This window comes from Pectobacterium cacticida, assembly GCF_036885195.1.
Taxonomy (GTDB): Bacteria; Pseudomonadota; Gammaproteobacteria; order Enterobacterales; family Enterobacteriaceae; genus Pectobacterium; species Pectobacterium cacticida.
In genome coordinates this window covers 3845685-3866978 of sequence record NZ_CP133656.1, presented here as the reverse complement: position 1 = coordinate 3866978, position 21294 = coordinate 3845685, and the positions used below count along the sequence as shown (strand labels likewise).

Annotated in this window: 20 protein-coding genes and 1 pseudogene; 9 read left to right on the top strand and 12 right to left on the bottom strand. The window is 53.4% G+C overall.

Going from position 1 to position 21294, the window contains the following annotated elements:
• Position 1: 1 nt before the first annotated feature.
• Both ugpA and ugpB read right to left on the bottom strand, forming a co-directional pair.
• Positions 2-889, bottom strand: a complete 888-nt coding sequence (gene ugpA / locus RFN81_RS17595) for a sn-glycerol-3-phosphate ABC transporter permease UgpA (RefSeq protein WP_264497039.1) — start codon at positions 887-889, stop codon at positions 2-4.
• Between the two features lie 72 nt (positions 890-961).
• Complete coding sequence (gene ugpB / locus RFN81_RS17590; RefSeq protein WP_264497038.1) at positions 962-2296, bottom strand: sn-glycerol-3-phosphate ABC transporter substrate-binding protein UgpB; 1335 nt, start codon at positions 2294-2296, stop codon at positions 962-964.
• A gap of 197 nt (positions 2297-2493) precedes the next feature.
• On the opposite strand from ugpB, the gene RFN81_RS17585 reads away from it, so the two are divergent.
• Both RFN81_RS17585 and RFN81_RS17580 read left to right on the top strand, forming a co-directional pair.
• A complete protein-coding gene (locus RFN81_RS17585; RefSeq protein ID WP_264497037.1) occupies positions 2494-2736 on the top strand; it encodes a type II toxin-antitoxin system ParD family antitoxin in 243 nt (80 codons plus the stop codon).
• Positions 2729-3022: a type II toxin-antitoxin system RelE/ParE family toxin gene (locus RFN81_RS17580; protein ID WP_264497036.1), complete on the top strand. Its 294-nt coding sequence runs from the start codon at positions 2729-2731 to the stop codon at positions 3020-3022. Before RFN81_RS17585 ends, RFN81_RS17580 begins: the two co-directional genes overlap by 8 nt.
• Positions 3023-3097: 75 nt before the next feature.
• Here RFN81_RS17580 and RFN81_RS17575 read toward each other — a convergent pair.
• The 4 genes and pseudogenes from RFN81_RS17575 to ygbI all read right to left on the bottom strand — a co-directional run bounded on the left by RFN81_RS17575 (position 3098) and on the right by ygbI (position 5453).
• Positions 3098-3363, bottom strand: a pseudogene (locus tag RFN81_RS17575) (DUF1778 domain-containing protein).
• A gap of 102 nt (positions 3364-3465) precedes the next feature.
• On the bottom strand, positions 3466-3882 hold the full coding sequence (locus RFN81_RS17570) for a hypothetical protein (protein WP_319800206.1): 417 nt from the start codon (positions 3880-3882) through the stop codon (positions 3466-3468).
• 1 nt (position 3883) lies between these two features.
• A complete protein-coding gene (locus RFN81_RS17565; RefSeq protein WP_264497034.1) occupies positions 3884-4579 on the bottom strand; it encodes a hypothetical protein in 696 nt (231 codons plus the stop codon).
• Between the two features lie 115 nt (positions 4580-4694).
• Positions 4695-5453 carry a DNA-binding transcriptional repressor YgbI gene (gene ygbI, locus RFN81_RS17560; protein WP_264497033.1) on the bottom strand — a complete coding sequence of 253 codons (759 nt, stop codon included), beginning with the start codon at positions 5451-5453 and terminating at the stop codon, positions 4695-4697.
• A 326-nt stretch (positions 5454-5779) separates the two neighbouring features.
• On the opposite strand from ygbI, the gene ltnD reads away from it, so the two are divergent.
• The 5 genes from ltnD (at position 5780) to RFN81_RS17535 (ending at position 11108) form a co-directional block, all read left to right on the top strand.
• Complete coding sequence (ltnD, locus tag RFN81_RS17555; RefSeq protein WP_264497032.1) at positions 5780-6694, top strand: L-threonate dehydrogenase; 915 nt, start codon at positions 5780-5782, stop codon at positions 6692-6694.
• On the top strand, positions 6691-7965 hold the full coding sequence (gene otnK, locus RFN81_RS17550) for a 3-oxo-tetronate kinase (RefSeq protein ID WP_264497031.1): 1275 nt from the start codon (positions 6691-6693) through the stop codon (positions 7963-7965). The genes ltnD and otnK overlap by 4 nt, the downstream gene beginning before the upstream one ends.
• Complete coding sequence (otnC, locus tag RFN81_RS17545; protein ID WP_264497030.1) at positions 7962-8618, top strand: 3-oxo-tetronate 4-phosphate decarboxylase; 657 nt, start codon at positions 7962-7964, stop codon at positions 8616-8618. Before otnK ends, otnC begins: the two co-directional genes overlap by 4 nt.
• Positions 8619-8651: 33 nt before the next feature.
• Entirely contained in the window at positions 8652-9434 is a 783-nt protein-coding gene (gene otnI / locus RFN81_RS17540) for a 2-oxo-tetronate isomerase (protein WP_264497029.1), read from the top strand.
• Between the two features lie 315 nt (positions 9435-9749).
• Entirely contained in the window at positions 9750-11108 is a 1359-nt protein-coding gene (locus RFN81_RS17535) for a GntP family transporter (RefSeq protein WP_264497028.1), read from the top strand.
• Between the two features lie 77 nt (positions 11109-11185).
• Here the strand turns inward: RFN81_RS17535 and RFN81_RS17530 are convergent, their stop codons facing one another.
• The 6 genes from RFN81_RS17530 to bioH form a co-directional block, all read right to left on the bottom strand.
• Positions 11186-12664, bottom strand: a complete 1479-nt coding sequence (locus RFN81_RS17530; protein WP_264497027.1) for an FtsX-like permease family protein — start codon at positions 12662-12664, stop codon at positions 11186-11188.
• Positions 12661-13353 carry an ABC transporter ATP-binding protein gene (locus RFN81_RS17525; RefSeq protein WP_264497026.1) on the bottom strand — a complete coding sequence of 231 codons (693 nt, stop codon included), beginning with the start codon at positions 13351-13353 and terminating at the stop codon, positions 12661-12663. The genes RFN81_RS17530 and RFN81_RS17525 overlap by 4 nt, the downstream gene beginning before the upstream one ends.
• 8 nt (positions 13354-13361) lie before the next feature.
• A complete protein-coding gene (locus RFN81_RS17520; protein WP_264497025.1) occupies positions 13362-13841 on the bottom strand; it encodes a hypothetical protein in 480 nt (159 codons plus the stop codon).
• Between the two features lie 12 nt (positions 13842-13853).
• On the bottom strand, positions 13854-15599 hold the full coding sequence (locus RFN81_RS17515; RefSeq protein WP_264497024.1) for an alkaline phosphatase: 1746 nt from the start codon (positions 15597-15599) through the stop codon (positions 13854-13856).
• A gap of 114 nt (positions 15600-15713) precedes the next feature.
• Positions 15714-18827: a multidrug efflux RND transporter permease AcrD gene (gene acrD, locus RFN81_RS17510; RefSeq protein WP_264497023.1), complete on the bottom strand. Its 3114-nt coding sequence runs from the start codon at positions 18825-18827 to the stop codon at positions 15714-15716.
• 222 nt (positions 18828-19049) lie between these two features.
• Positions 19050-19817, bottom strand: coding sequence for a pimeloyl-ACP methyl ester esterase BioH (gene bioH / locus RFN81_RS17505; protein WP_264497022.1), 768 nt, complete (start codon positions 19815-19817; stop codon positions 19050-19052).
• A 79-nt stretch (positions 19818-19896) separates the two neighbouring features.
• Between bioH and gntX the strand changes: the two genes are divergently transcribed.
• Both gntX and nfuA read left to right on the top strand, forming a co-directional pair.
• Positions 19897-20598 (top strand): DNA utilization protein GntX, encoded by a 702-nt coding sequence (gene gntX, locus RFN81_RS17500; RefSeq protein ID WP_264497021.1) that lies wholly within the window; start codon positions 19897-19899, stop codon positions 20596-20598.
• Between the two features lie 60 nt (positions 20599-20658).
• The gene (gene nfuA, locus RFN81_RS17495; RefSeq protein WP_264497020.1) at positions 20659-21234 is read left to right on the top strand and encodes a Fe-S biogenesis protein NfuA; all 576 of its coding nucleotides are present in this window, start codon (positions 20659-20661) and stop codon (positions 21232-21234) included.
• Positions 21235-21294: the final 60 nt, after the last annotated feature.

The following is a 21294-nucleotide window of genomic DNA, read 5'->3' as shown; positions in this document are numbered from 1 at the left end:
TTCATTGATAATTCACTCTCCGTTCTACAAAACGGAACTGAATAACGGTCAACCCGATCACCAGCAGCATCAAGATCACCGATTGCGCCGCAGAGCTAGACAGATCAAGCCCGGCAAACCCTTCGCGATAGATTTTGTAGATCAGCGTGGTCGTCGACTGCACGGGGCCTCCGGCCGTCGCGGCATCGATAATGGGGAAGGTGTCGAAAAAGGCGTACACCAGATTGACGACTAGCAGGAAGAAGCTCACTGGCGAGATCATCGGCAGTACCAGATTGAAGAATCGTCGTACCGGCCCGGCACCATCAATCGCGCCCGCTTCCACCAGTGAACGAGGGATAGATTGCAGCGCCGCAAGGAAAAATAGGAAATTATAACTGATCTGCTTCCACACCGACGCCAGCACCACTAAAAACATCGCCTGACCGCTGTGCTGCGCGTGGTTCCACGTGTAGCCCATCAGCCCGAGAAAATGGGTAATCAGCCCCAGACCGGGGTTAAACAGGAACATCCACAATACGGCAGCGACGGCGGGGGCGACGGCATAGGGCAGGATAATCAACGTCTGGTACAGGCGGCTGGCGCGAATAACATGATCCACCAGTGCGGCCAGAAAGAGCGAAATTAACATGCCAAACCCGGCTACCATAAAGCTGAAGATCAGCGTGGTGTAAAATGAATCAAGGTAATAGGGGTTATTGAACAGTTGCTTGAAGTTTTCCATACCGACAAACTCGCTGGATAACCCAAACGGATCTAAGTTCTGTACCGAATACCACAGCGCCTGACCTGCGGGCCAGATAAAGAAAATCACGGTAATCAGCAATTGGGGTAACACCAGCACGTAAGGCAACCAACTGCTGCGAAAAACGGGGCGGGATGATGTCATGCGCTAACTCGTTGCAAACAGAAAAGAAACAGGCCGATTCCCTTCGGCCCGGTATTGCTCAACAGAAGCGTATTACTTCGTCGATTGCTCAAAGCGACGCAGCAGCGCGTTACCGCGTTCCACAGCGCTATCCAACGCCTGTTGCGGCGTCTTCTTACCTGTCCATACGCTTTCTAATTCTTCATCCACGACGGTACGAATTTGCGGCATGTTGCCCAAACGCAAGCCTTTGGTGAATGGCAACGGCGGCTTGTTCAGCATCTGACGCGTGGCGATATCCGCGCCGGGGTTTTTTTCATAGAAACCCTGCTTCTGCGTCAGTTCATACGCGGCGGTGGTGATTGGCAGATAACCGGTTTTCTGGTGCCATTCGGCGGCATTTTCCGGTTCGGCCAGGAACTTCATAAACTCAGCGACGCCTTTGTAGGTCGCGGCATCTTTTCCTCCCATCACCCACAGGCTGGCGCCGCCGATAATGGCGTTTTGCGGTGCGCCTTCCACATCGGCGTCATACGGCATCATGCCAACGCCGTAATTAAACTTGGCATGCTGACGAATATCCGCCAGCGATCCAGAAGATGCCGTCGTGATGGCGCAGTCGCCGTTATAGAATTTTTCGGTTGGCTCATCTTTACGGCCGAAATAGGTAAAGTCACCCTTCTTGTTCATGTCCTGCAATAGTTGGATATGCTTGACCTGCGTCGGCTTGTTGAATTCCAGCACCGCATCGGTGCCATCAAAGCCATTATTTTTACTCGCAACGGGCAAACCGTGCCAGGCGCTGAAGTTTTCAATCTGAATCCAACCCTGCCAGCCGCTGGCATAGCCGCACTTCATCCCGGCTGCACGCAATTTGGCGGTGTAGTCGGCCACTTGCTGCCAGGTTTTCGGGGGTTGTTCGGGATCTAATCCCGCCTTCTTGAAGGCATCTTTGTTGTAATACAGCACAGGGGTTGAGCTGTTAAACGGCTGCGACAGCAGGTGACCGCTCTTTGCATCGGTGTAATAACCGGAAACGGTCGGTACAAACACCGATTCGTCGAATTGAATGCCAGCGTCTTTGAACACTTCATAAACGGGCTTGATAGCTTTACTTGCCATCATGGTCGCCGTACCCACTTCATAAACCTGCAAAATGGCGGGCGCATTTCCCGCGCGGTAGGCCGCAATCCCGGCAGCCAGATTCTGTTCATAGTTGCCTTTGTAGACCGGCACAATTTTTACATCGCTGTGTGCCTTGTTAAAACGGTCAGCCAGAGAATTCACTTCTTTCCCTAGCTCGCCTTCCATAGAGTGCCAGAAAGGAATTTCTGTCGCGGCCTGCGCACTGGCGCTCATCAGCGCTAATGCCACACACGCCGCGGCGGTGCGAATAGCATGTGTTTTACGAATTGTGTTGTTGAACATGCCTGTCTCCTGCAATCAATTAGGATCGCCATCATCACGGCGTTTTTTATGCGAAGGTAAACATGACATGAGCACATGACAGAAAAATAACTGGAAGATGACGGGAAAGTGACAGAGGAAAGAAGGTCTTCTTATTGGCTACTAAGTAGGCTTTTCTGTGCTACCATTTGTGTTAATAGATAACACAGGAGGTTTTTATGCCTAGAACGACAAGTATTACGATCGGCGAACAACTGGATGATTTTGTCTCCAAATTAATAGATAGCGGTCGCTATAGTTCAACCAGTGAAGTCATCAGGTCAGCACTTCGTCTTCTTGAACAACAAGAATCCAAAACAGAGGCTCTGAAAAAAGCGATTTATGCGGGGGAGCAAAGTGGAGAAAGTTCGTTGACGCTGCGTGAAATTGCGGCAAAAAAGAAGCGCGAACTGAATGTATAAACTCTCTAATCTTGCAGTAGAAGATTTCGCAGGCATCTTTGAGTACACATTGATCAACTACGGCATCAGTCAGGCTGACAATTATACAGAGTCGCTAGAGAATACGCTGATTCTGCTAGCAGAATCCCCTTATATAGGCCAAGAGTACCCTGAAATTAGCCAAGGTGTGCGCCGATTCGATCATAGGCAACACGCTATTTTCTACCGCATACGAGAAGAAGATCTTCTTATCATCCGAATCCTGCATCAGCAAATGGAACCTATGTGCCACTTTTTTGATATTTAAAAAGTGGCTAAATAAGGATGTATTTAATCAATAGCATGCCACCAAGAGCAATTATCAGTAATGACTCTGGCGCAGTTATTCCCATGGCGATTTGCGGCTCATTAGATCGTTAATGCGAGCCTGACGCTCTGCGGTGATGCATCCAACTCGGCCAAAAATTCGCCAAACTGTTCGTTATCCAAAATCAACAAACGTTGATCCAACAAAATGTCCTGCGCCTCACGGCAGGTAGCTTCAAGCATAAAATCGGTACGCGATTTTGACACAAGGTTTGCAGCCATATCGATCAAATCCCGTTGGGAGGCTTTGGCCCGAATATTGATTGGCGCTTTCATCATCATGCCCGTGTAGTGAATCTCTATACAACTGTACATGACGTGTACAAAATGCTACGCACCGGAACATCACCATACATTCAAACGCGCTTGCTGCTTTATTCAGGGCTACTTTCGTATGACATCAACGATAACGATTTTAGGATCGTTGATGATTCCTATATGTATCGTTTTATCTGAATCCGTAGACTTCCAATACTCACCCGTCGTGTCTGTGTAGCTCGGCATAAAACCAAGCGACGCTAGATAGCTGCGTATGCTTGTCGCGTTATTGGTGTTTTGAAACGTAATATTGCTGACTTCCAATGCAGGGCCATCAACCGTGGCATAGCCAAAATCATAGATAGAAGAAATACGCGGGCAATTTTTAATAATATCGTCCGTCAGCATTTCATATCGTCGGGTGTCCTGTTCCGTGTAGCGAGAACTCCCCTCCGTCAGAATAACTATGGCAGGCCAATAATAGATAAGCGGCAAGACAATTAGGATCGATATGACGAGTGATATAATTATCTTTTTTTTCATGTTATTTAAAGAAATTTGTTGTGAGTTCAGTACCATCGTAGGATGCAATACCTACATTTCCTGACTCAAAGTCATTATAAGGATATATTGTTTGCATAAAAGATGGGAGAAACCCTAACCGAGGTTGAGCATAGGACCTGAGCTCAGGATCCGGAAATAAAATAGGTCGGAATCCTATATTTTTAAAATTTCCGATAGGGCCATAGAAATCCCATCGTTTTAATGCTTCTTCTTTACTCACTGGCCGTAATAAATAAAAAGGGTTAGGAGTAGAAACCACTCGGTAGAAACCTAATAAATCTGAAACAAGATCTTCCCCACTAAACCCACTATCTGTAACTAAATTGAATAGAAAAGAGGCCTGCATAGATTCAAACCGTTTCGCTACGGTGAGAATCATAGCAAGAGCAATGCTATGTCTTTCTTGAAGAGACCTTCCTTTTTTTATCCGCCATTTAATAAATCGGTTGATAGTGACGCTTCTTCTGAGTCCAATCATGCCTTGTTTATAGGTAACATCGTAGTATGGCATTCCGTCTTCAGTATTCTCTCCGACATACATTTGTTGAATAATATCCTTAATGTCGTCCCCTTTCGCATGGCCTAAATCAATCCAACCTAGCACCTCAGTATAAATCAAGCCATATGTCACACCAGAGGCTTGCCGGCCATCAATAATTTCACTACGCACACTCATTATTTACATTCCTTTTTTTCATGAGTTTATTTAATTAACGACATCGCGATAATACGTTTATTTCCACATTGGGCTCAAGGCGAGAGTTAGGCCGTCCCAGTTTGGCTATCCCCCCTCACGCCACCAGCACCTCTACCCCCATTTTGCTCAAGGCTTCTTTGGCGGCGGCAGGTAAGCCGTCGTCGGTGATAATACTGTCGAATACGCTGAGCGGCGTGGCAAGGTGGGTGGCGATGCGACCATATTTCGAGGTGTCGCATAGCAGGACGCGTTTTCTGCTGGCTTCTACCACCGCGCGTTTCACAACCACTTTGTCTTCGTTTGGCGTGGACAACCCGCGCAGGCTCCAGGAGGACGCGGAGATAAAGGCGATGTCGATAAACAGGTTGCGCAGCGCCTGCGCTACCGCCTCCCCAACGCAGGAGCGGTTTTCCCGACACAGCGTGCCGCCGGTGTGGATCATGCGGCACTGGCTGGAGTCAATCAGAAAGGCTGCGATAACAAAGTCGTTGGTGACAATCAGGAGATCGTCGCGTTCCGCCAACTCGCGCGCCAGCGATAGCGTCGTGGTGCCTGCATCCAGATAAATGCAGCTATTCAACGGAATGTGCTGCGCCGCCAGTTTGCCAATTGCTTCTTTCTGCTGGCTGAACATCACGGATTTAACCTGATGCGACGGCTCAATCGCCAGACGTTCGGGCGAGCGCACGCCGCCGGAGACACTCAGCAGCAGACCGTCCTGCTCCAGCTTTTGCACATCGCGCCGAACCGTCATGTGCGACACGCCCAGTCGCTCTGTCAATTCATTGATACTCACCACGCCGCGTTCGGCGATCAGCGCCAGAATTTGTTGATGACGTTCTACTGGAATCACGCTGTTCGTTCCCTGTTTGTTTGAGAGTGCTGGTTTGATAAATATTGTGAGAGATACCCCGTTTGATGACGATAATTATCATAAATTCACGTCATACACCACGCCAGACATGATGGTGTTCACCGTTACACAGCGCGAAATTATATTTAATTGCATGATATATAAAGAAAATTAAGACTATATCTTTCTCGGTGGTGTTCAGCGAGCCTGAGTCATTGCGATCTGAATGTTAATTTATGTGATAAAAATCACCATAATTTGTTCTGATAGTCCTTATATTTAACACCAGAGAACAAATAATCACTAATTTTAACAAGGCAACCACGATGAAAAAGACTTCTGATTATGCTGTCGCCGTTATCGGTCTGGGTTCCATGGGTTTTGGCGCTGCGGCATCTTGCATTAACGCTGGCCTGACGACATATGGTGTCGATATCAATCCGCAGGCGCTGGAACGCTTACGTCAGGCGGGGGCGGCGCAGGCCGACACGCGTATTGATGCTTTCGCTGACAAGCTGGATGCCGTGGTGCTGCTGGTCGTAAACGCCGCACAGGTGAACGGCATTTTGTTCGGTGAATCGCAGGTCGCCGCGAAACTCAAGCCCGGCACCGTGGTCATGGTGTCTTCCACCATCTCCGCGCAGGATGCCAAAAACATTGAACAGCGTCTGGCTGAGCATCAGTTGATCATGCTGGATGCGCCGGTGTCCGGCGGGGCGGCAAAAGCCGCCGCAGGCGACATGACGGTCATGGCCTCCGGTTCCGATCTGGCTTTTGAGAAACTGAAGCCCGTGCTGGATGCCGTCGCGGGCAAGGTCTACCGCATCGGTGCAGAAATCGGGCTGGGCGCAACGGTTAAAATTATTCACCAGTTGCTGGCAGGCGTACACATCGCCGCTGGCGCGGAAGCAATGGCGCTAGCCGCCCGTGCCGATATCCCGCTGGATATCATGTATGACGTGGTGACCAACGCTGCCGGGAATTCCTGGATGTTTGAAAACCGCATGCGTCACGTTGTCGATGGCGATTACACGCCAAAGTCCGCCGTTGATATTTTCGTGAAAGATCTGGGGCTGGTTACCGACACTGCCAAATCACTCCATTTCCCACTGCCGCTGGCCTCTACCGCGTTCAACATGTTTACCGCCGCCAGCAACGCCGGATTTGGTAAAGAAGACGACAGTGCGGTCATCAAGATATTTAACGGCATTACGCTACCGGAAAAGAAGGAGGCGCCATGATCAAGCTAGGTGTGATCGCCGATGATTTTACCGGCGCCACGGATATCGCCAGCTTTCTGGTCAACAACGGGCTGCCGACCGTACAACTCAACGGTGTACCGCCGTCCGATTTTAAAGTCGACACGCAGGCCGTGGTCATTAGCCTGAAATCGCGCTCCTGTCCGGCGGAACAGGCGGTGGCGGATTCGCTCAAGGCGCTGGCATGGCTGCAACAACAGGGCTGCCGGCAGTTCTACTTTAAATATTGTTCCACCTTCGACAGCACAGCAAAAGGCAACATCGGCCCGGTAACCGATGCGCTGTTGCAACAGCTCGGTGAAACGCAGACCATCATCTCTCCAGCGCTGCCGGTAAACGGCAGAACCGTCTATCAGGGTCACCTGTTCGTGATGGATCAACTGCTGTCCGAATCCGGGATGCGCCACCATCCGGTTACGCCGATGACAGACAGCAACCTGATGCGCGTCATGGAACAGCAGGCCGCCGGACACTGCGGGCTGGTGCCGTATGCCGTGATGGAGCAGGGCGCAGAGGCCGTCAAACAGCGGCTGGCGCAGTTGAAAGAACAGGGTATCCGCTATGTAGTGCTGGATACGTTGAACGAACAACACCTGCTAACACAGGGTGAAGCACTGCGCGACATGAAACTGGTCACCGGCGGTTCCGGCCTGGCGATGGGGCTGGCACGTCAGTTGGCAGACGCAACAAAACATACCGGTTCCGCCACCGAGGCAGGCAAGCCACAATCTGGCGCAGGCGTTGTGCTATCCGGTTCCTGCTCAGTGATGACCAACAGGCAGGTCGCTCACTACCTGAAACAGGCAGCGGGGCGCGCGATTGACGTCGCTCGCTGTCTGGAAAGCGATGAGGTTCTACAATCCTACGCGCAGGAACTGGCCGATTGGGTTAAAGCACATCGTGACGACGCACTTGCGCCACTGCTATATGCCACGTCATCACCCGACGAACTGGCGCAGATTCAGCAGCGCTGGGGCGCAGAGGCCAGTAGTCAGGCGGTGGAGAAACTGTTTGCCGCCGTCGCCCGCCAGCTTCAGCAGGACGGCTTCCAGCGTTTCATCATCGCGGGCGGGGAAACCTCCAGCATCGTGGTGCAAACGCTGGGCATTCACGCGTTCCATATCGGGCCGTCCATCTCTCCCGGCGTGCCGTGGGTACGTTCCACCAATCATCCGCTTTCGCTGGCGTTGAAATCCGGCAATTTCGGTGATGAAGACTTTTTTGCCCGCGCTCAAAAGGAGTTTGCCGCATGAGTGAAAAACACCACAACACCGAAGCCGCGCTGAGCAGCGAGCAGCGCGCACGCGCGGAAATGGTCAAACTGGGTGCGTCCTTTTTCCAGCGCGGCTACGCCACCGGCTCAGCGGGCAACCTGTCGTTACTATTAGATGATGGCACGCTGTTGGCAACGCCAACCGGCTCTTGTCTCGGCGATCTGGATGCCGAGCGGTTATCCAAGGTCAGCCTGAGCGGCGAATGGATCTCCGGGGATAAGCCGTCGAAAGAGGTCAGCTTTCACCTGTCGATTTACCGTAACGACCCCGAATGCAAAGCGATCGTCCACCTGCACAGCACCTACCTGACGGCGCTCTCATGTCTGGAAGGGCTGGATACGCGGGATGCCATCAGGCCGTTCACGCCCTATGTAGTGATGCGCGTCGGTAAAGTGCCCGTCGTCCCTTATTACCGTCCCGGCGATGCGCGGCTCGGTGAAGACCTGGCGAAGCTGGCCTCGCGCTACAAGGCGTTCTTATTGGCTAACCACGGCCCGGTTGTTACCGGCAAGGATCTGCGTGCGGCGGCGGACAACATGGAAGAGCTGGAAGAAACCGCCAAGCTGATTTTTATTCTCGGTGATCGAAAAATTCGCTACCTCACCGCAGACGATATTGCAGAGCTCTCTTGATGAGCCATTTTTTGCTGAACCGAGGAGTTAACCATGCCTAAGTTTGCTGCCAATCTTTCTATGCTGTTTACCGACTTACCATTTCTCGATCGTTTTAAAGCCGCTGCCGATGCGGGTTTTACCTCGGTCGAGTATCTGTTTCCTTATGAATATCCGGCACCGCTGCTGGCGGAAAAGCTGCGGGAAAATGGCCTGAAGCAAGTGTTGTTCAATACCGCGCCCGGCAATATCGCCGCAGGCGAATGGGGGGTCTCCGCGCTGCCAGACCGTATTGAGGATGCTCGCCGGGATATCGATAACGCGCTGGAATATGCGCTGGCGCTTAACTGCCCATCGGTACTGGTGATGGGCGGGGTCGTCCCGCCCGGTGAAGACCGCGCAGCCTATCAGCAAACCTTTATTGATAACCTGCGCTACGCCGCCGATAAATTTGCGCCGCACGGCATCAATATCATGATTGAAGCGCTGAGTGCGAAAGTGAAACCGAATTATCTGTTTGCCAGTCAGTATCAGGCACTGGAATTAGCCAATCTGATCGATCGGCCGAACGTCTATATCCAGCTGGATTTCTTCCACGCGCAGATTGTCGATGGCAACCTGACACAAATTATTCACGATTTGGCTGGACGCATCGGACATATTCAAATTGCCTCGGTGCCTGCACGGCATGAACCCGATGAAGGAGAAATTAATTATCCGTTTATCTTTGCTGAATTGGATCGCGTGAATTATGCCGGCTGGGTTGGCTGTGAATATAATCCGCGCGGCAAAACGGAAGACGGGCTGGAATGGGCTAAACCCTGGCTGAAGAAATAAATTATCGCCGTAATGCATGACTATACCCTAAATAATTCGAGTTTCAGGAAGGCGGCAAGAGAAGGAATCCCGATGAGCTTACTCAGGTAAGTGATTCGGGTGACTGAACGTAGCCAACGCACATGCAACTTGAAGTATGACGGGTATATTTTATAAAAAAATAAACACCAGAGACACCTTTATAAAATACGAGAAAAGGTCAGATTCCCGCATTATTTCACTGCGGGAGTCGGGTCACCCTTTTCTTCAAATAAAACCATAACCCAATACCGTTGCAGCCTCTGAATGGCAAAATGGGTCAATGAGGATAAGAACATGGCCACCTCGCTCTTACTCTGCATCGCTATCGCCGGGGTATTACTCCTGCTGCTGATGGTCATTAAATTTAAAATTCAGCCCTTTGTCGCCCTGCTGGTCGTCAGCTTACTCGTTGCATTGGCTACGGGTATTCCCACCGGCGACGTGATGAAAGTGATTACCTCCGGTATGGGCGGTATTCTCGGTTCAGTGGCAATTATTATCGGCCTCGGTGCCATGCTGGGCAGAATGATCGAAGTGTCCGGCGGCGCGGAATCCTTAGCGCACCGCTTTGCCCAATTGATGGGGCCAGGATTAATGGTGGCAGCATTAACCATTGCCGCTTTTATTCTGGGTATTCCGGTTTTTTTCGACGTCGGCTTTATTATCCTCGCCCCCATTATTTACGGCTTTGCGAAAGTCGCGAAAGTCTCCCCGATTAAATTCGGCTTGCCCGTCGCGGGCGTGATGCTGACGGTGCACGTCGCGCTGCCGCCCCACCCTGGCCCTGTCGCCGCCGCTGGCCTGCTAAATGCGGATATCGGCTGGCTGACCATCATTGGCCTGCTGGTATCGATTCCTGTCGGCATCATCAGCTACTGGGCTGCCAAGGCAATGAACCGCCGCAAGTATGCGCTTTCCGTCGAAGTATTAGAGCAGCTACAGCTGGCGAAGCCGGAAGATGCCACGCCGTATACGGCTCCCTTCACTGCCCCCTCGGCCGGGCTGATTGCCGCGTTGATTGCGATTCCGATTGCCATCATTATGCTCGGCACCGTCTCTGCGACCATTCTGCCTGCCGGACATCCGGTGTGTAATGTGATGTCGCTGGTCGGTTCCCCTGCCGTGGCGTTGCTGATTGCACTGGCCTTAGCGTTTTGGCTGATTGCTCTGCGTCGCGGCTGGTCGTTGGAGAAAGCCAGCGGTGTGATGGGCGATGCCATGCCTGCCGCGGCGATGGTCATTATGGTGACCGGTGCCGGTGGCGTGTTCGGTAAAGTGCTGGTGGAATCGGGCATCGGCAGAGCGCTGGCGGATACGCTGACCAGCATCCACCTGCCACTGGTGCCTGCCGCGTTCCTTCTGTCGCTAGCGCTGAGAGCCTCACAAGGTTCCGCCACTGTCGCCATTCTCACCACCTGCGGCCTGCTGAGCGAAGCCGTCAGCGGTCTGAATCAGATGCAGTTGGTGTTGGTGACGCTCTCTGCCTGCTTTGGTGGACTGGGTCTATCACACGTCAATGACTCGGGGTTCTGGATCGTCACCAAATATCTGGGGCTGTCCGTCGCTGATGGCCTGCGTACCTGGACGGTACTCACCACTCTCCTTGGGGTATCTGGATTCCTCTTCACTTGGGCGTTGTGGCTGGTGATGTAGATCCTTAAAACCGATGACAATATCGGGAGGGCGATTGCAGCCGGGCTGCGAAGGGGCGCTGCGGCGCCCCGTTACATTCACTCCCCACGCAGCGCCATAGCCGGAGATTGTCGGTAAGACAGCATGGCTGGGATCGTGAGGACGACAGCGGCGACCAACAGCAAGAGCAGGACAAAGTGGATGTCTTCCCATTCCAGCGTCACGGGCAGAACAAAACCACTTTTTTCGCTCATTATGACCGCAATCGCACGGGCAGCGAAGTAGCCGAGGCCAACGCCCAAGAGTACGCCGACGCTCACCAACGACATCAGCCCGCTCCAAATCAGGGTGAAAATACCGTAACGCGGCGCGCCAAATGCGCGTAGTGCGCCGATCTGCTTCTGCCGTTGCCGCAGGTGGATCACCGCTACCATCGCCACCGCGATGCCGACCAATCCCTGCGTGCCCAACGAGATATAGGACAGTAGTTCACGAATGTCGCCCAGAATCGAGTACAATTTCACCAATACTTCACCGGGGAATACCGCCAGTGTGGTGTTGCTGCGATACAGCGAGCGCAGTTGATAAGCGCCTGCAATGGTTTTCGGTTTCACGACAATTGCGGGTAATCCCGCCTGATGTGTGTGTCCGTGTGCTTCTTCCTGACCATGTTCATCGGCATGCGAGGCCGTTGCCGGTTGGGTGGCATCAGCATGACGATCATCACTTGCGACACCTTCCGTAGCATGGGCTTCATTGTGATGTTCATCAGCGTGCTGTTCGCCGTCCGCCTGCGTGGTTTCATCGTGTGCATGCCCATCATGTTCACCTTCGTGTTTATGAGTACGCTGCTCATGCTCATGCTCATGCTCATGCTCATGCTCATGCTCATGCTCATGCTCATGCTCATGCTCATGCTCATGCTCATGCTCATGGTGCGCATTCTCCGCGTCATGCGGTGGATGAATGCCATGCACTCGCCATACGGCGTTTACCGGCACCAGGATAGCTTTATCCCACGCGCTGCCGTCGGCAGGCAGCACACCGACCACGGTGTAGGTGACATCATCATGCGCGTGTGCGCCTTCCGTCCCCACCTGACCATGTACCGGGCTGAAGGTATCGCCTACCGTTAACCCGGTTTGCGCTCCGACGACCGCTTCAAAGCCATCGTGGAACATACGCCCGGTGGTCAGTTGCCGTTTGCCATCATCCGTGACCAGCGGCGGGGTAGTGCCGACAATTGGCATCCCTTGATAGAAATCGCCAAACGCCACCGGCGCTGCCCAGGCGACCAGCGGGTTCTTTTCCAAATCGGTTAATACTTGCGCGGGAATCAAGGTCAGCGCAGACGGTTGCAGGAAGACGGACGACAGCACCAGTTGCGTTTCGCTTCCCGGTGCGCCAATCACCAGATCGAAACGGTCGGCGGCTTTAGCGCTGCCCATGCGTAGCGCTCTTTCCTGCAAACTCACTGAAACACTTAGCGCGGTCGCCATTGCGATGAGCAATACCACAACCAACACTCCCGGCCAGAGCCGACGCCAGTCGACCCAGATAAGACGCCATGGAATCATTGTCGATCCTCTTGATAGGATTGGTCCGCCACGAGGCGACCTTTTTCCAACTGAATGCAGCGCGACATCTGCGAAGCCAGACGGGCATCGTGTGTAATCGCGATCAGCGTGGCGTGGCTGTCGCGCGCCAGCGTCACCAGCAGATCGGCGATCTGCTCACCGCTGCGCGCATCCAGACTTGCCGTCGGCTCATCGGCGACGATAATGTCCGGTCTGTTGAGTAAGGCTCTTGCCACCGCCACGCGCTGCTTCTCTCCGCGTGATAAGACGTCAATCGGGCGCGTCCCGGTTTCCAGCCCGACCTGCGCGAGCAGATCCGCCGCCCGTTGCCTGAGTGCTGCGGGGATGCGCCAATAGCGAAACTGCGCGGGTAATAGGACGTTCTCTATCGCATTAAGACCGGGAAAAAGGTGGAAATCTTGCATAACCAGCCCAATGTGTCGCGCTCGCCACCGATCTCGTTCGGCTTCGTTCATCTGCCAGATATCCTGCTTTTTCCATTGCACACAGCCTGTACCGCTGTGATCCATCCCGGTAATCGCGTTGACCAGCGTGGTTTTACCGGAACCGGAAGGCCCCATTACCGCTACCCGCTCGCCAGAACGGATCGACAACATGGGAATATCCAGCACCGGCTCTGACGTATCGGGGAAGGTCACACTCAGGTGTTGAATCAATAACTTTGCCATCAGCGCTCCTAAAGGGTATCGAACGTGGCTTCACGTAGCCGCAGCAGGCTGACAAAACCCGTTTCAGGATCGGTCCACGATCCATGCTCCAATATGCCTTCGACCTCAATCATGGTGTTGTTCTGTACGAAGGTCTGGCGTTTGGCCAGATAGACAACAACAATATCTTCCGGCCAATCGGCGTCGGATGAGCAGAACGGGCATAGCGCCATTGGCATTTTGGTGAGGACAAAGAATTGGGACTCAGCCTTGAGTGGGGGGGCCATAAAACCGCGCATTGTTACCCGTTGACCGGAAAACGCCTTGACGTCATCGGAAAATTCCAGGCCCAGCACGCTGTAAGACGCGTACAGTTTGTCGAATGAGAGTTCAGGCTGTGCTGCGTTAACGGATGTCCCCCCGGTGAGGAAGAACACCAGCAGCAGGCTATGCAGCCAAGAGAATAAAAGCGGGGTGGCCCCCGCTTTGCTACATGTCGCTTTATTCATCGCGTCGTAGAATTACTGTTTGTCTTGTGGTTTGACGGCCAGCGCATCAACAATCACGCGGAACAGTTCGGTGTTTTCCATGTAGCCACGAATGCGTTCAGCACCGGGGCCACTAGCCTGGATCACCATATCGTCAACGGCATGAACGCCGGTATCGGTAGAGCGTGGCAGGATCCCTTCACGGAAGACCGCGCCCGGTACGTTCTCGTAGGCCTTATTGGCAACATATTCGTCTTTTTCGTTCTTGATAGCCGGGACGAACTGGCCATCCAGTTTCGGACGGAAGGTTTCGTAGTAGTCAGGATAGTTGTTGAAGAACACCGCCAGACGCTTGGAGACGTTCAAATCATCTGGGTAGCCGTCATTATTGGCATCTTTATAGTTGGGATAGCCAGCATCTTCATAGACGCCAACCTTCTCACGCATGTCGGTGCCAGGCTTGTTGTCATCAACTGTACCGATGATCGACAGGCCGTGCGTATGGTCACCGGTCACGATGATCATAGTATCGGGATTTTTCTCCGCGAATTTCTTGGCGATAGCGACAGACTGATCCAGCATGATGGTATTGGTAAACGCACGCTCCCAATCCAGCGGGTGAGAGGCTTTGTCGATCAGTGCGGATTCGACCATCAGGAAGAAGCCGTCCTGATTTTTGGACAACACATCCAGCGCGGCCTGCGTCATGTCCGTGAGATCCGGTTGGTTAGGGAATTTCTTAGTCACATCGTTTTTCAGGAAGCGACGATCCATCACGCCATCCATATTACCGGTGTGGAACAGCCCCAACAGCTTGGTCGCTTGTGCCGCGTTCTTCTTCAGTGAATCTGCATCGGTCACCAGGGTGTAACCTGCCTGCTGGAATTTTTCGACGTAGTTGGTTTCATCTTTACGTTTCGAACCCGGCGTGCTTTTCGGCAGGAAGTAAGCCGAGCCGCCGCCCAGCATAACGGTGGGTTTCACGTTGTAGAACATCTCGACGATTTCGGCTTTGTCGGCGCGACGGCGAGTATGAGAAACCACGGCGGCCGGTGTGGCATCTTCCAGTTCAGCGTCGCTGACGACGCCAATCGACATCTTGGTCGAGCGGGTCAGCAACTCACCCAACGTTTCCTGCTTCGGGTGATCCAGCGAGTTTTTGCTACGGCTGACATACACGCCCAGCGCGTTCACCCCGGATTTGTGCCCGGTCATATAGGCGCTCATGGTATTGGCGCTGTCGGCGGCAATCGAATCGGTACTGGATGTCCCACCAAACGCCATGTATTGCAGGTCATCCATAGCCAGACGGCCATCCGCTTTCCCTTCCGTTATCCCTTTGGAAAGGATACGTGCGCCGGTACGGTGTGCGACAGATAAGCCATCGCCGATAAACAGAATGACGTTCTTGGCTTTACGTGTGCCAGTCGTCGAATAAACTTCCCAGTTTACCTGGGTCTTTTTGCCTTTGGCTTGCGCTTCTACCACGTACTTGCCTGCTTCTGGCAGTGTTACGTCGCGCACCCAAATCGTGGAGGCATTCCCGCCATCCTCACGTTCGACAAACGAAGCCGTTTTTCCCAGCACCTCTTGGTAATCTTTGCCGTTGATCAGGATACGGACATCTTGTGGCTTGAGCACTTCATCAAATTCAACTTTAAAATCGAATTTCCCACCTGCCAACATGGTTGCGCGATCAATGGGGTAAATAGCCTGAGCCTGCGCTATTCCCGGCAGCGCGGCTGAAATCAGTAAAGGTAGTAACCAGCGAGCGTTCATTGTTATGTCCTTGGTTGCGTAGTTTAGCAGAACATAACGTAGTTACCTTTTCTTACAGTTTGATGACCTTCATTCTAAATTATTGCATCTGTACATAGTTCTAGTGACATAGTTCTAGTGCGCCTTATCCTTCAACGGAAACCGGCGGCGTACCACGACAAAAAATAGCGGTACGAAGAAGATGGCGAGAAAGGTGGCGGCTAACATGCCGCCGATCACGCCCGTTCCCACCGCATGCTGGCTGGCAGAGCCGGCGCCGCTGCTGGTCGCCATCGGTAGCACGCCGAAAATAAAGGCCAGCGACGTCATTAAAATGGGTCGTAACCGCTGACGCGAGGCCTCCAGCGTGGCGTCAACCAGGTCTTTCCCTTTCTGGTTCATCTCGTTGGCGAATTCCACAATTAGAATGGCGTTCTTCGCCGAGAGCCCCACCACCGTCAATAGCCCAACCTGGAAATAGACATCGTTCTCTAACCCGCGCGCCAGAGTTGCCGCCAGCGCGCCCAGCACGCCCATAGGCACCACCAGCATGACGGAAAACGGCACCGTCCAGCTTTCATACAATGCCGCCAAACACAGGAACACCACCAGCAGCGAAATGGCATAGAGCGCTGGTGCTTGCGCTCCGCTCAAGCGTTCCTGCAACGACATCCCCGTCCACTCTAAACCAAAACCTTGTGGTAGCTTGGCCACCAGCGATTCCATCACCGCCATCGCCGTTCCGGTACTCACGCCCGGCATTGCTTCACCGACAATCTCCAGTGATGAATAACCGTTGTAACGCTCAAGACGCGGCGATCCGGTTTCCCAGTCGGTTTGTGCAAAGGCGCTAAACGGCACCATGCCGCCGCGGTTGTTACGCACGTACCACTTACTGATATCATCCGGCAGCATACGGAATTTCGCTGCCGCCTGAACATAGACTTTTTTCACACGACCACGATCCAGGAAATCATTGACATAGGTTGATCCCCATCCCGTTTTTAACGTGTTATTAATGTCATCCACCGAGACACCCAGCGCTTGAGCCTTGCGCTGATCGATATGAATCCGCAGTTGTGCGCCGTCATCCAGCCCATTGTGACGCACGCGTGTCAGTTCAGGGTTGCCGTCGGCCATGCTCAACAGTTGATCCCGTGCCGCCATCAGCGCATCGTGCCCCAACCCGCCGCGATCCTGCAATCGCATAGCAAAACCCGCCGCACTCCCTAGTCCATTAATGGACGGCGGGCTACTGGCGAATACGCGGGCTTCCTTAATATGGCGAAATGCTTTGGTGGCGCGTTCGATCACGGCAAACGACGAACTCTCTGGCGTGGTGCGTTCACTCCAGTCTTTGAGCCGCACGAACAGCCGCGCCACATTCTGCCCATTGCCCCCCGGCCCAGATCCAATGGTGGAGAACACCGATGTCACCGTGTCTTTTTCCTGCGTGAGATAGTACTGCTCAATCTTGTTGACCACCTGTAAGGTCTGCTGTTGTGTTGAACCGGGCGGTAGCTGGACTTGCGTGGTGAATATGCCCCGATCTTCCTGCGGCAGAAATGACGTCGGCAGGCGGAAAAATAAAAAAATCATTACGCCGATGATGCCCATGTACAACAGTAGCCAGCGCCCGCTATGAAGCAAAATCTTGCCTACACCGCGTTCGTATTTCAGCGATGTACGGGTGAAGCTTCGGTTAAACCAGCCGAAGAACCCCTTACGGTCATGGTGCTGTCCTTTAGCCAGCGGCTTGAGTAGTGTCGCGCACAGCGCAGGCGTCAGGATCATTGCAACCAGCACTGACAGAATCATCGATGTCACGATCGTGATGGAAAACTGGCGGTAAATGGCTCCCGTCGTGCCGCCAAAGAAGGCCATGGGCACAAATACAGCGGACAGCACCAGTGCAATCCCGATCAGCGCTCCCTGCACCTGGCCCATTGATTTGCGCGTTGCCTCTCGTGGCGAGAGCCCTTCCTCACTCATGACTCGCTCTACGTTCTCTACCACCACAATGGCGTCGTCCACTAGCAAGCCAATCGCCAGCACCATCGCGAACATGGTTAGCGTATTGAGGCTGAATCCGCAGAGGTATAGCACGGCAAATGTCCCGAGTAATACCACCGGTACGGCAATCGTAGGAATGAGTGTGGCGCGAAAATTCTGCAAAAACAGATACATCACTAAAAAGACTAACAGCACCGCTTCAAACAGCGTTTTCACGACATCCGTAATTGACGCTTTAACAAAGGGAGAGGTTTCGAAGGCGATTTTGGCTTCCAGCCCATGAGGAAAGAACGGCGCCAGTTCTGCAATACGCTCTCTGACGCGCGTATCGGTTTCCAGTTCATTCGCGCCGGATGCCAGTTTCACTCCCAGACCGGACGCAGGCTGACCGTTGAAACGGCTGAGAAAATCGTAACGTTCGGCGCCAAGTTCCACTTGTGCGACATTGCCCAGCGTGACGGCAGAGCCGTCTTGATTGACGCGCAGCGTGATATCACGAAACTGCTGCGGCGTTTGTAACAGCGATTGCGCGTTGATGGTGGCGTTAAGTGCCTGATTGTCTACCGAAGGTACACCGCCGACCTGCCCCACGGAAACCTGGCTGTTCTGTGATTCGATCGCCTGCACCACGTCGCTGGTCGTTAGCGCATATTCCATTAACTTGGCCGGATCCAGCCAGATGCGCATCGCATACTGCGAGCCGTAAGCATCTACTTCGCCCACACCGCTGATACGACTAATTGGTTCCTGAATATTCGTGGCGACATAATCGGCGATGTCCTGTTTATCCATGCTGCCATCGGTAGAGACAAACGCCACCATGAGGATATTGGTGTCGCCGGTTTTACTGACGGTGACGCCCTGCTGCTGCACGTCCTGCGGTAGTTTGCGGATGGCAGATTGAAGCTGATTCTGTACCTGCTGACGAGCTTCATCGGGATCGGTGCCCGCCTCGAAGGTGAGCATGATGCGGGCTTGCCCGTTATTGCTGCTGTTGGAGGACATGTACATCAGGTTATCCAGCCCGGTCATGCTCTGCTCGATAACCTGTGTCACGGTATTTTCTACCGTCTGCGCCGATGCGCCAGGGTAGTTTGCCGTGATCCGCACGCTCGGCGGCGCCAGGTCGGGATATTGTTCCAGCGGCAATGATGTAACCGCCAATATGCCGCCCAGGCTGAGAAGTATAGCCAGCACCCACGCAAAAATAGGACGGTCGACAAAGAAATTCGCCATCGCTTCTATACTCCTCAGCCATGTTTAGATGTAGCCGTTTTACGGACAGCCTACTTATTAATTAGGCGCGATCACAACAGATGTTCGATCGCAATAGGATGCGCTCGACCCAGAGATAGCCTGCATCCAGAGATTACCTGCATATAGGTTGCCAGATTACCTTACCTGCCAACGGCGGCTAAATCGTGGAGAAATTGAGGAGAAAATGTAAATTATCGTCGGCTATGCTGCTGCAAACGCGATGACCCGCTCGGTAAAAATATCGGGATGCGAAATAAACGGCGCATGCGCGGCCTTGGGCACGATGACCGATATCGAATTCGGCCATTGGACATCCAGCAATCCGGCGACCTTACGCGGCACCAGACCGTCTAAGGCACCATAGAGGCGCAGGAAGGGTATGGTCAGGTCGGTTAACGGCTGGCGTAAATCTGTTTCGCGCAAGATTGTCAGCCCACCGTTTAATACCGCGACGGTCGGCATCGGCTGCTCCAGCACCACGCTTTTTAAGCGTCGGGCATCCTGACGCGCACTCGCCGTTCCTAGCGTTTGCAGCGCCAGAAACCGCTCGATCGTGCGTTGAAAATCCTCGCTGAGCTGCTGCTGAAAGCCTTGTAATACGCTCGGTTTAATACCGGGCCAGCCGTCCTGCGCGCTAAAACAGGGCGATGATGCCACGGTAATCAGCTTTTGCACCCGCTCAGGTGCGCGCAGCGCAATCTGACTGGCAACGAGTCCACCCAGTGACCACCCCAGCCACACGGCGCATTCCGGCGCTGACCGCAGCACCTGCTCGGCCATATCACCCAGCGACATCGGCCCAAATCCCTGACTCCTGCCATACCCCGGCAAATCGACCCGATGCAGACGAAAATGCGGGGCGAGTCGCGGCACCAGGCTCTGCCATACTTGTGCATTCAGTCCCCATCCGTGCAGCAACACAAGATCTCTCTTTCCTGAACCTTCAGTCTGCCAATACAATGCTGCCATCCGCTATCTTCCTTTCTCAGCTCCTTGACGCTCGCATCCAGGAGAATATTTCAATGAAACCCCTATTGAGGGAAAAACTATGTTAACCATCGCCGCACGTTGCTGGCTATGCTTATTGCCGCTTCACCTCAGCCAACAGGGCATTTGTACCTATTGTCAGCGCCATTTACCGCGTGTTCCGCTTTGCTGCCCGCGCTGTGGCTTGCCCGCCGGCGATCCGACACGCCAATGCGGACGGTGTTTGCTCAATCCGCCGCCCTGGCAATCAATGACTTTTATCAGCGACTATGCGCCGCCGTTCAACACATTATTGAAGCAGTTTAAATTCCACGCGAGAACCGAACTGGCGGCGGTACTTGCGCGGCAACTGTTATTGCGCTGGCAGACGGCCTACCGCGAGCGAAAATGCGCCGTTCCCAATCTGCTGTTTCGCCCTGACCACCTGTTCACTGTCCCTTTGCACCGAGATCGCCAATGGCGGCGGGGCTTCAATCAGACCGAACTGCTCGCTCGTCCTCTTGCCCGGTGGTTACACTGTGCTTACGATCCACGTGAGTTGCGGCGTACCCGACGCACGCCGTTACAGCAAACGCTCAGCGCTGGTGCGCGGCGGCGCAACCTGCGAGGCGCTTTTTCTTGTGATGTTTCGCTGTCAGGGCAGCAGGTGGTTGTGGTGGATGATGTGGTCACGACAGGCAGCACCGTCGCAGAGATCAGCCGCCTGCTGCTGGCGCAGGGCGCGGCTGGCGTCCAAATCTGGTGCGTATGCCGCACCTTGTAGTCGAAGGGAGGATGGGCGTATTATAACCGACAAGTACAGTCAACTATTGAGCTTACTATTATGATCCATATTACCGATGCTGCTCAGGAGCATTTCCTGAAACTGTTGGCAAAACAGGAAGAAGGCACACAGATCCGCGTATTTGTGATCAACCCTGGTACGCCAAATGCCGAGTGCGGCGTCTCGTATTGCCCACCGGATGCCGTAGAGGCCAGCGATACCGAACTGAAGTTCGATAAGATCTCCGCTTACGTGGACGAACTCAGCGCGCCGTATCTGGAAGATGCTGAAATCGATTTCGTTACCGACCAATTAGGGTCTCAGCTTACGCTGAAAGCGCCGAACGCGAAAATGCGTAAAGTTGATGACGATGCGCCGCTGATTGAGCGCGTCGAGTATGTGTTGCAATCACAGATCAACCCGCAGTTAGCCGGTCACGGTGGCCGCGTTACGCTGATGGAGATTACCGATGACGGTTTGGCGATTCTGCAATTTGGCGGCGGTTGTAATGGCTGCTCTATGGTGGATTACACCCTGAAAGAGGGGATTGAGAAAGAATTGTTGGAAAAATTCCCTGAACTGAAAGGCGTGAGGGATCTCACCGAACATCAGCGCGGCGAACACTCCTACTATTAATCCTTTTCTCTTAATTTTTTCCTCAGTTGATTGACCTTGTTCCTCCCCGATGTCGGGGAG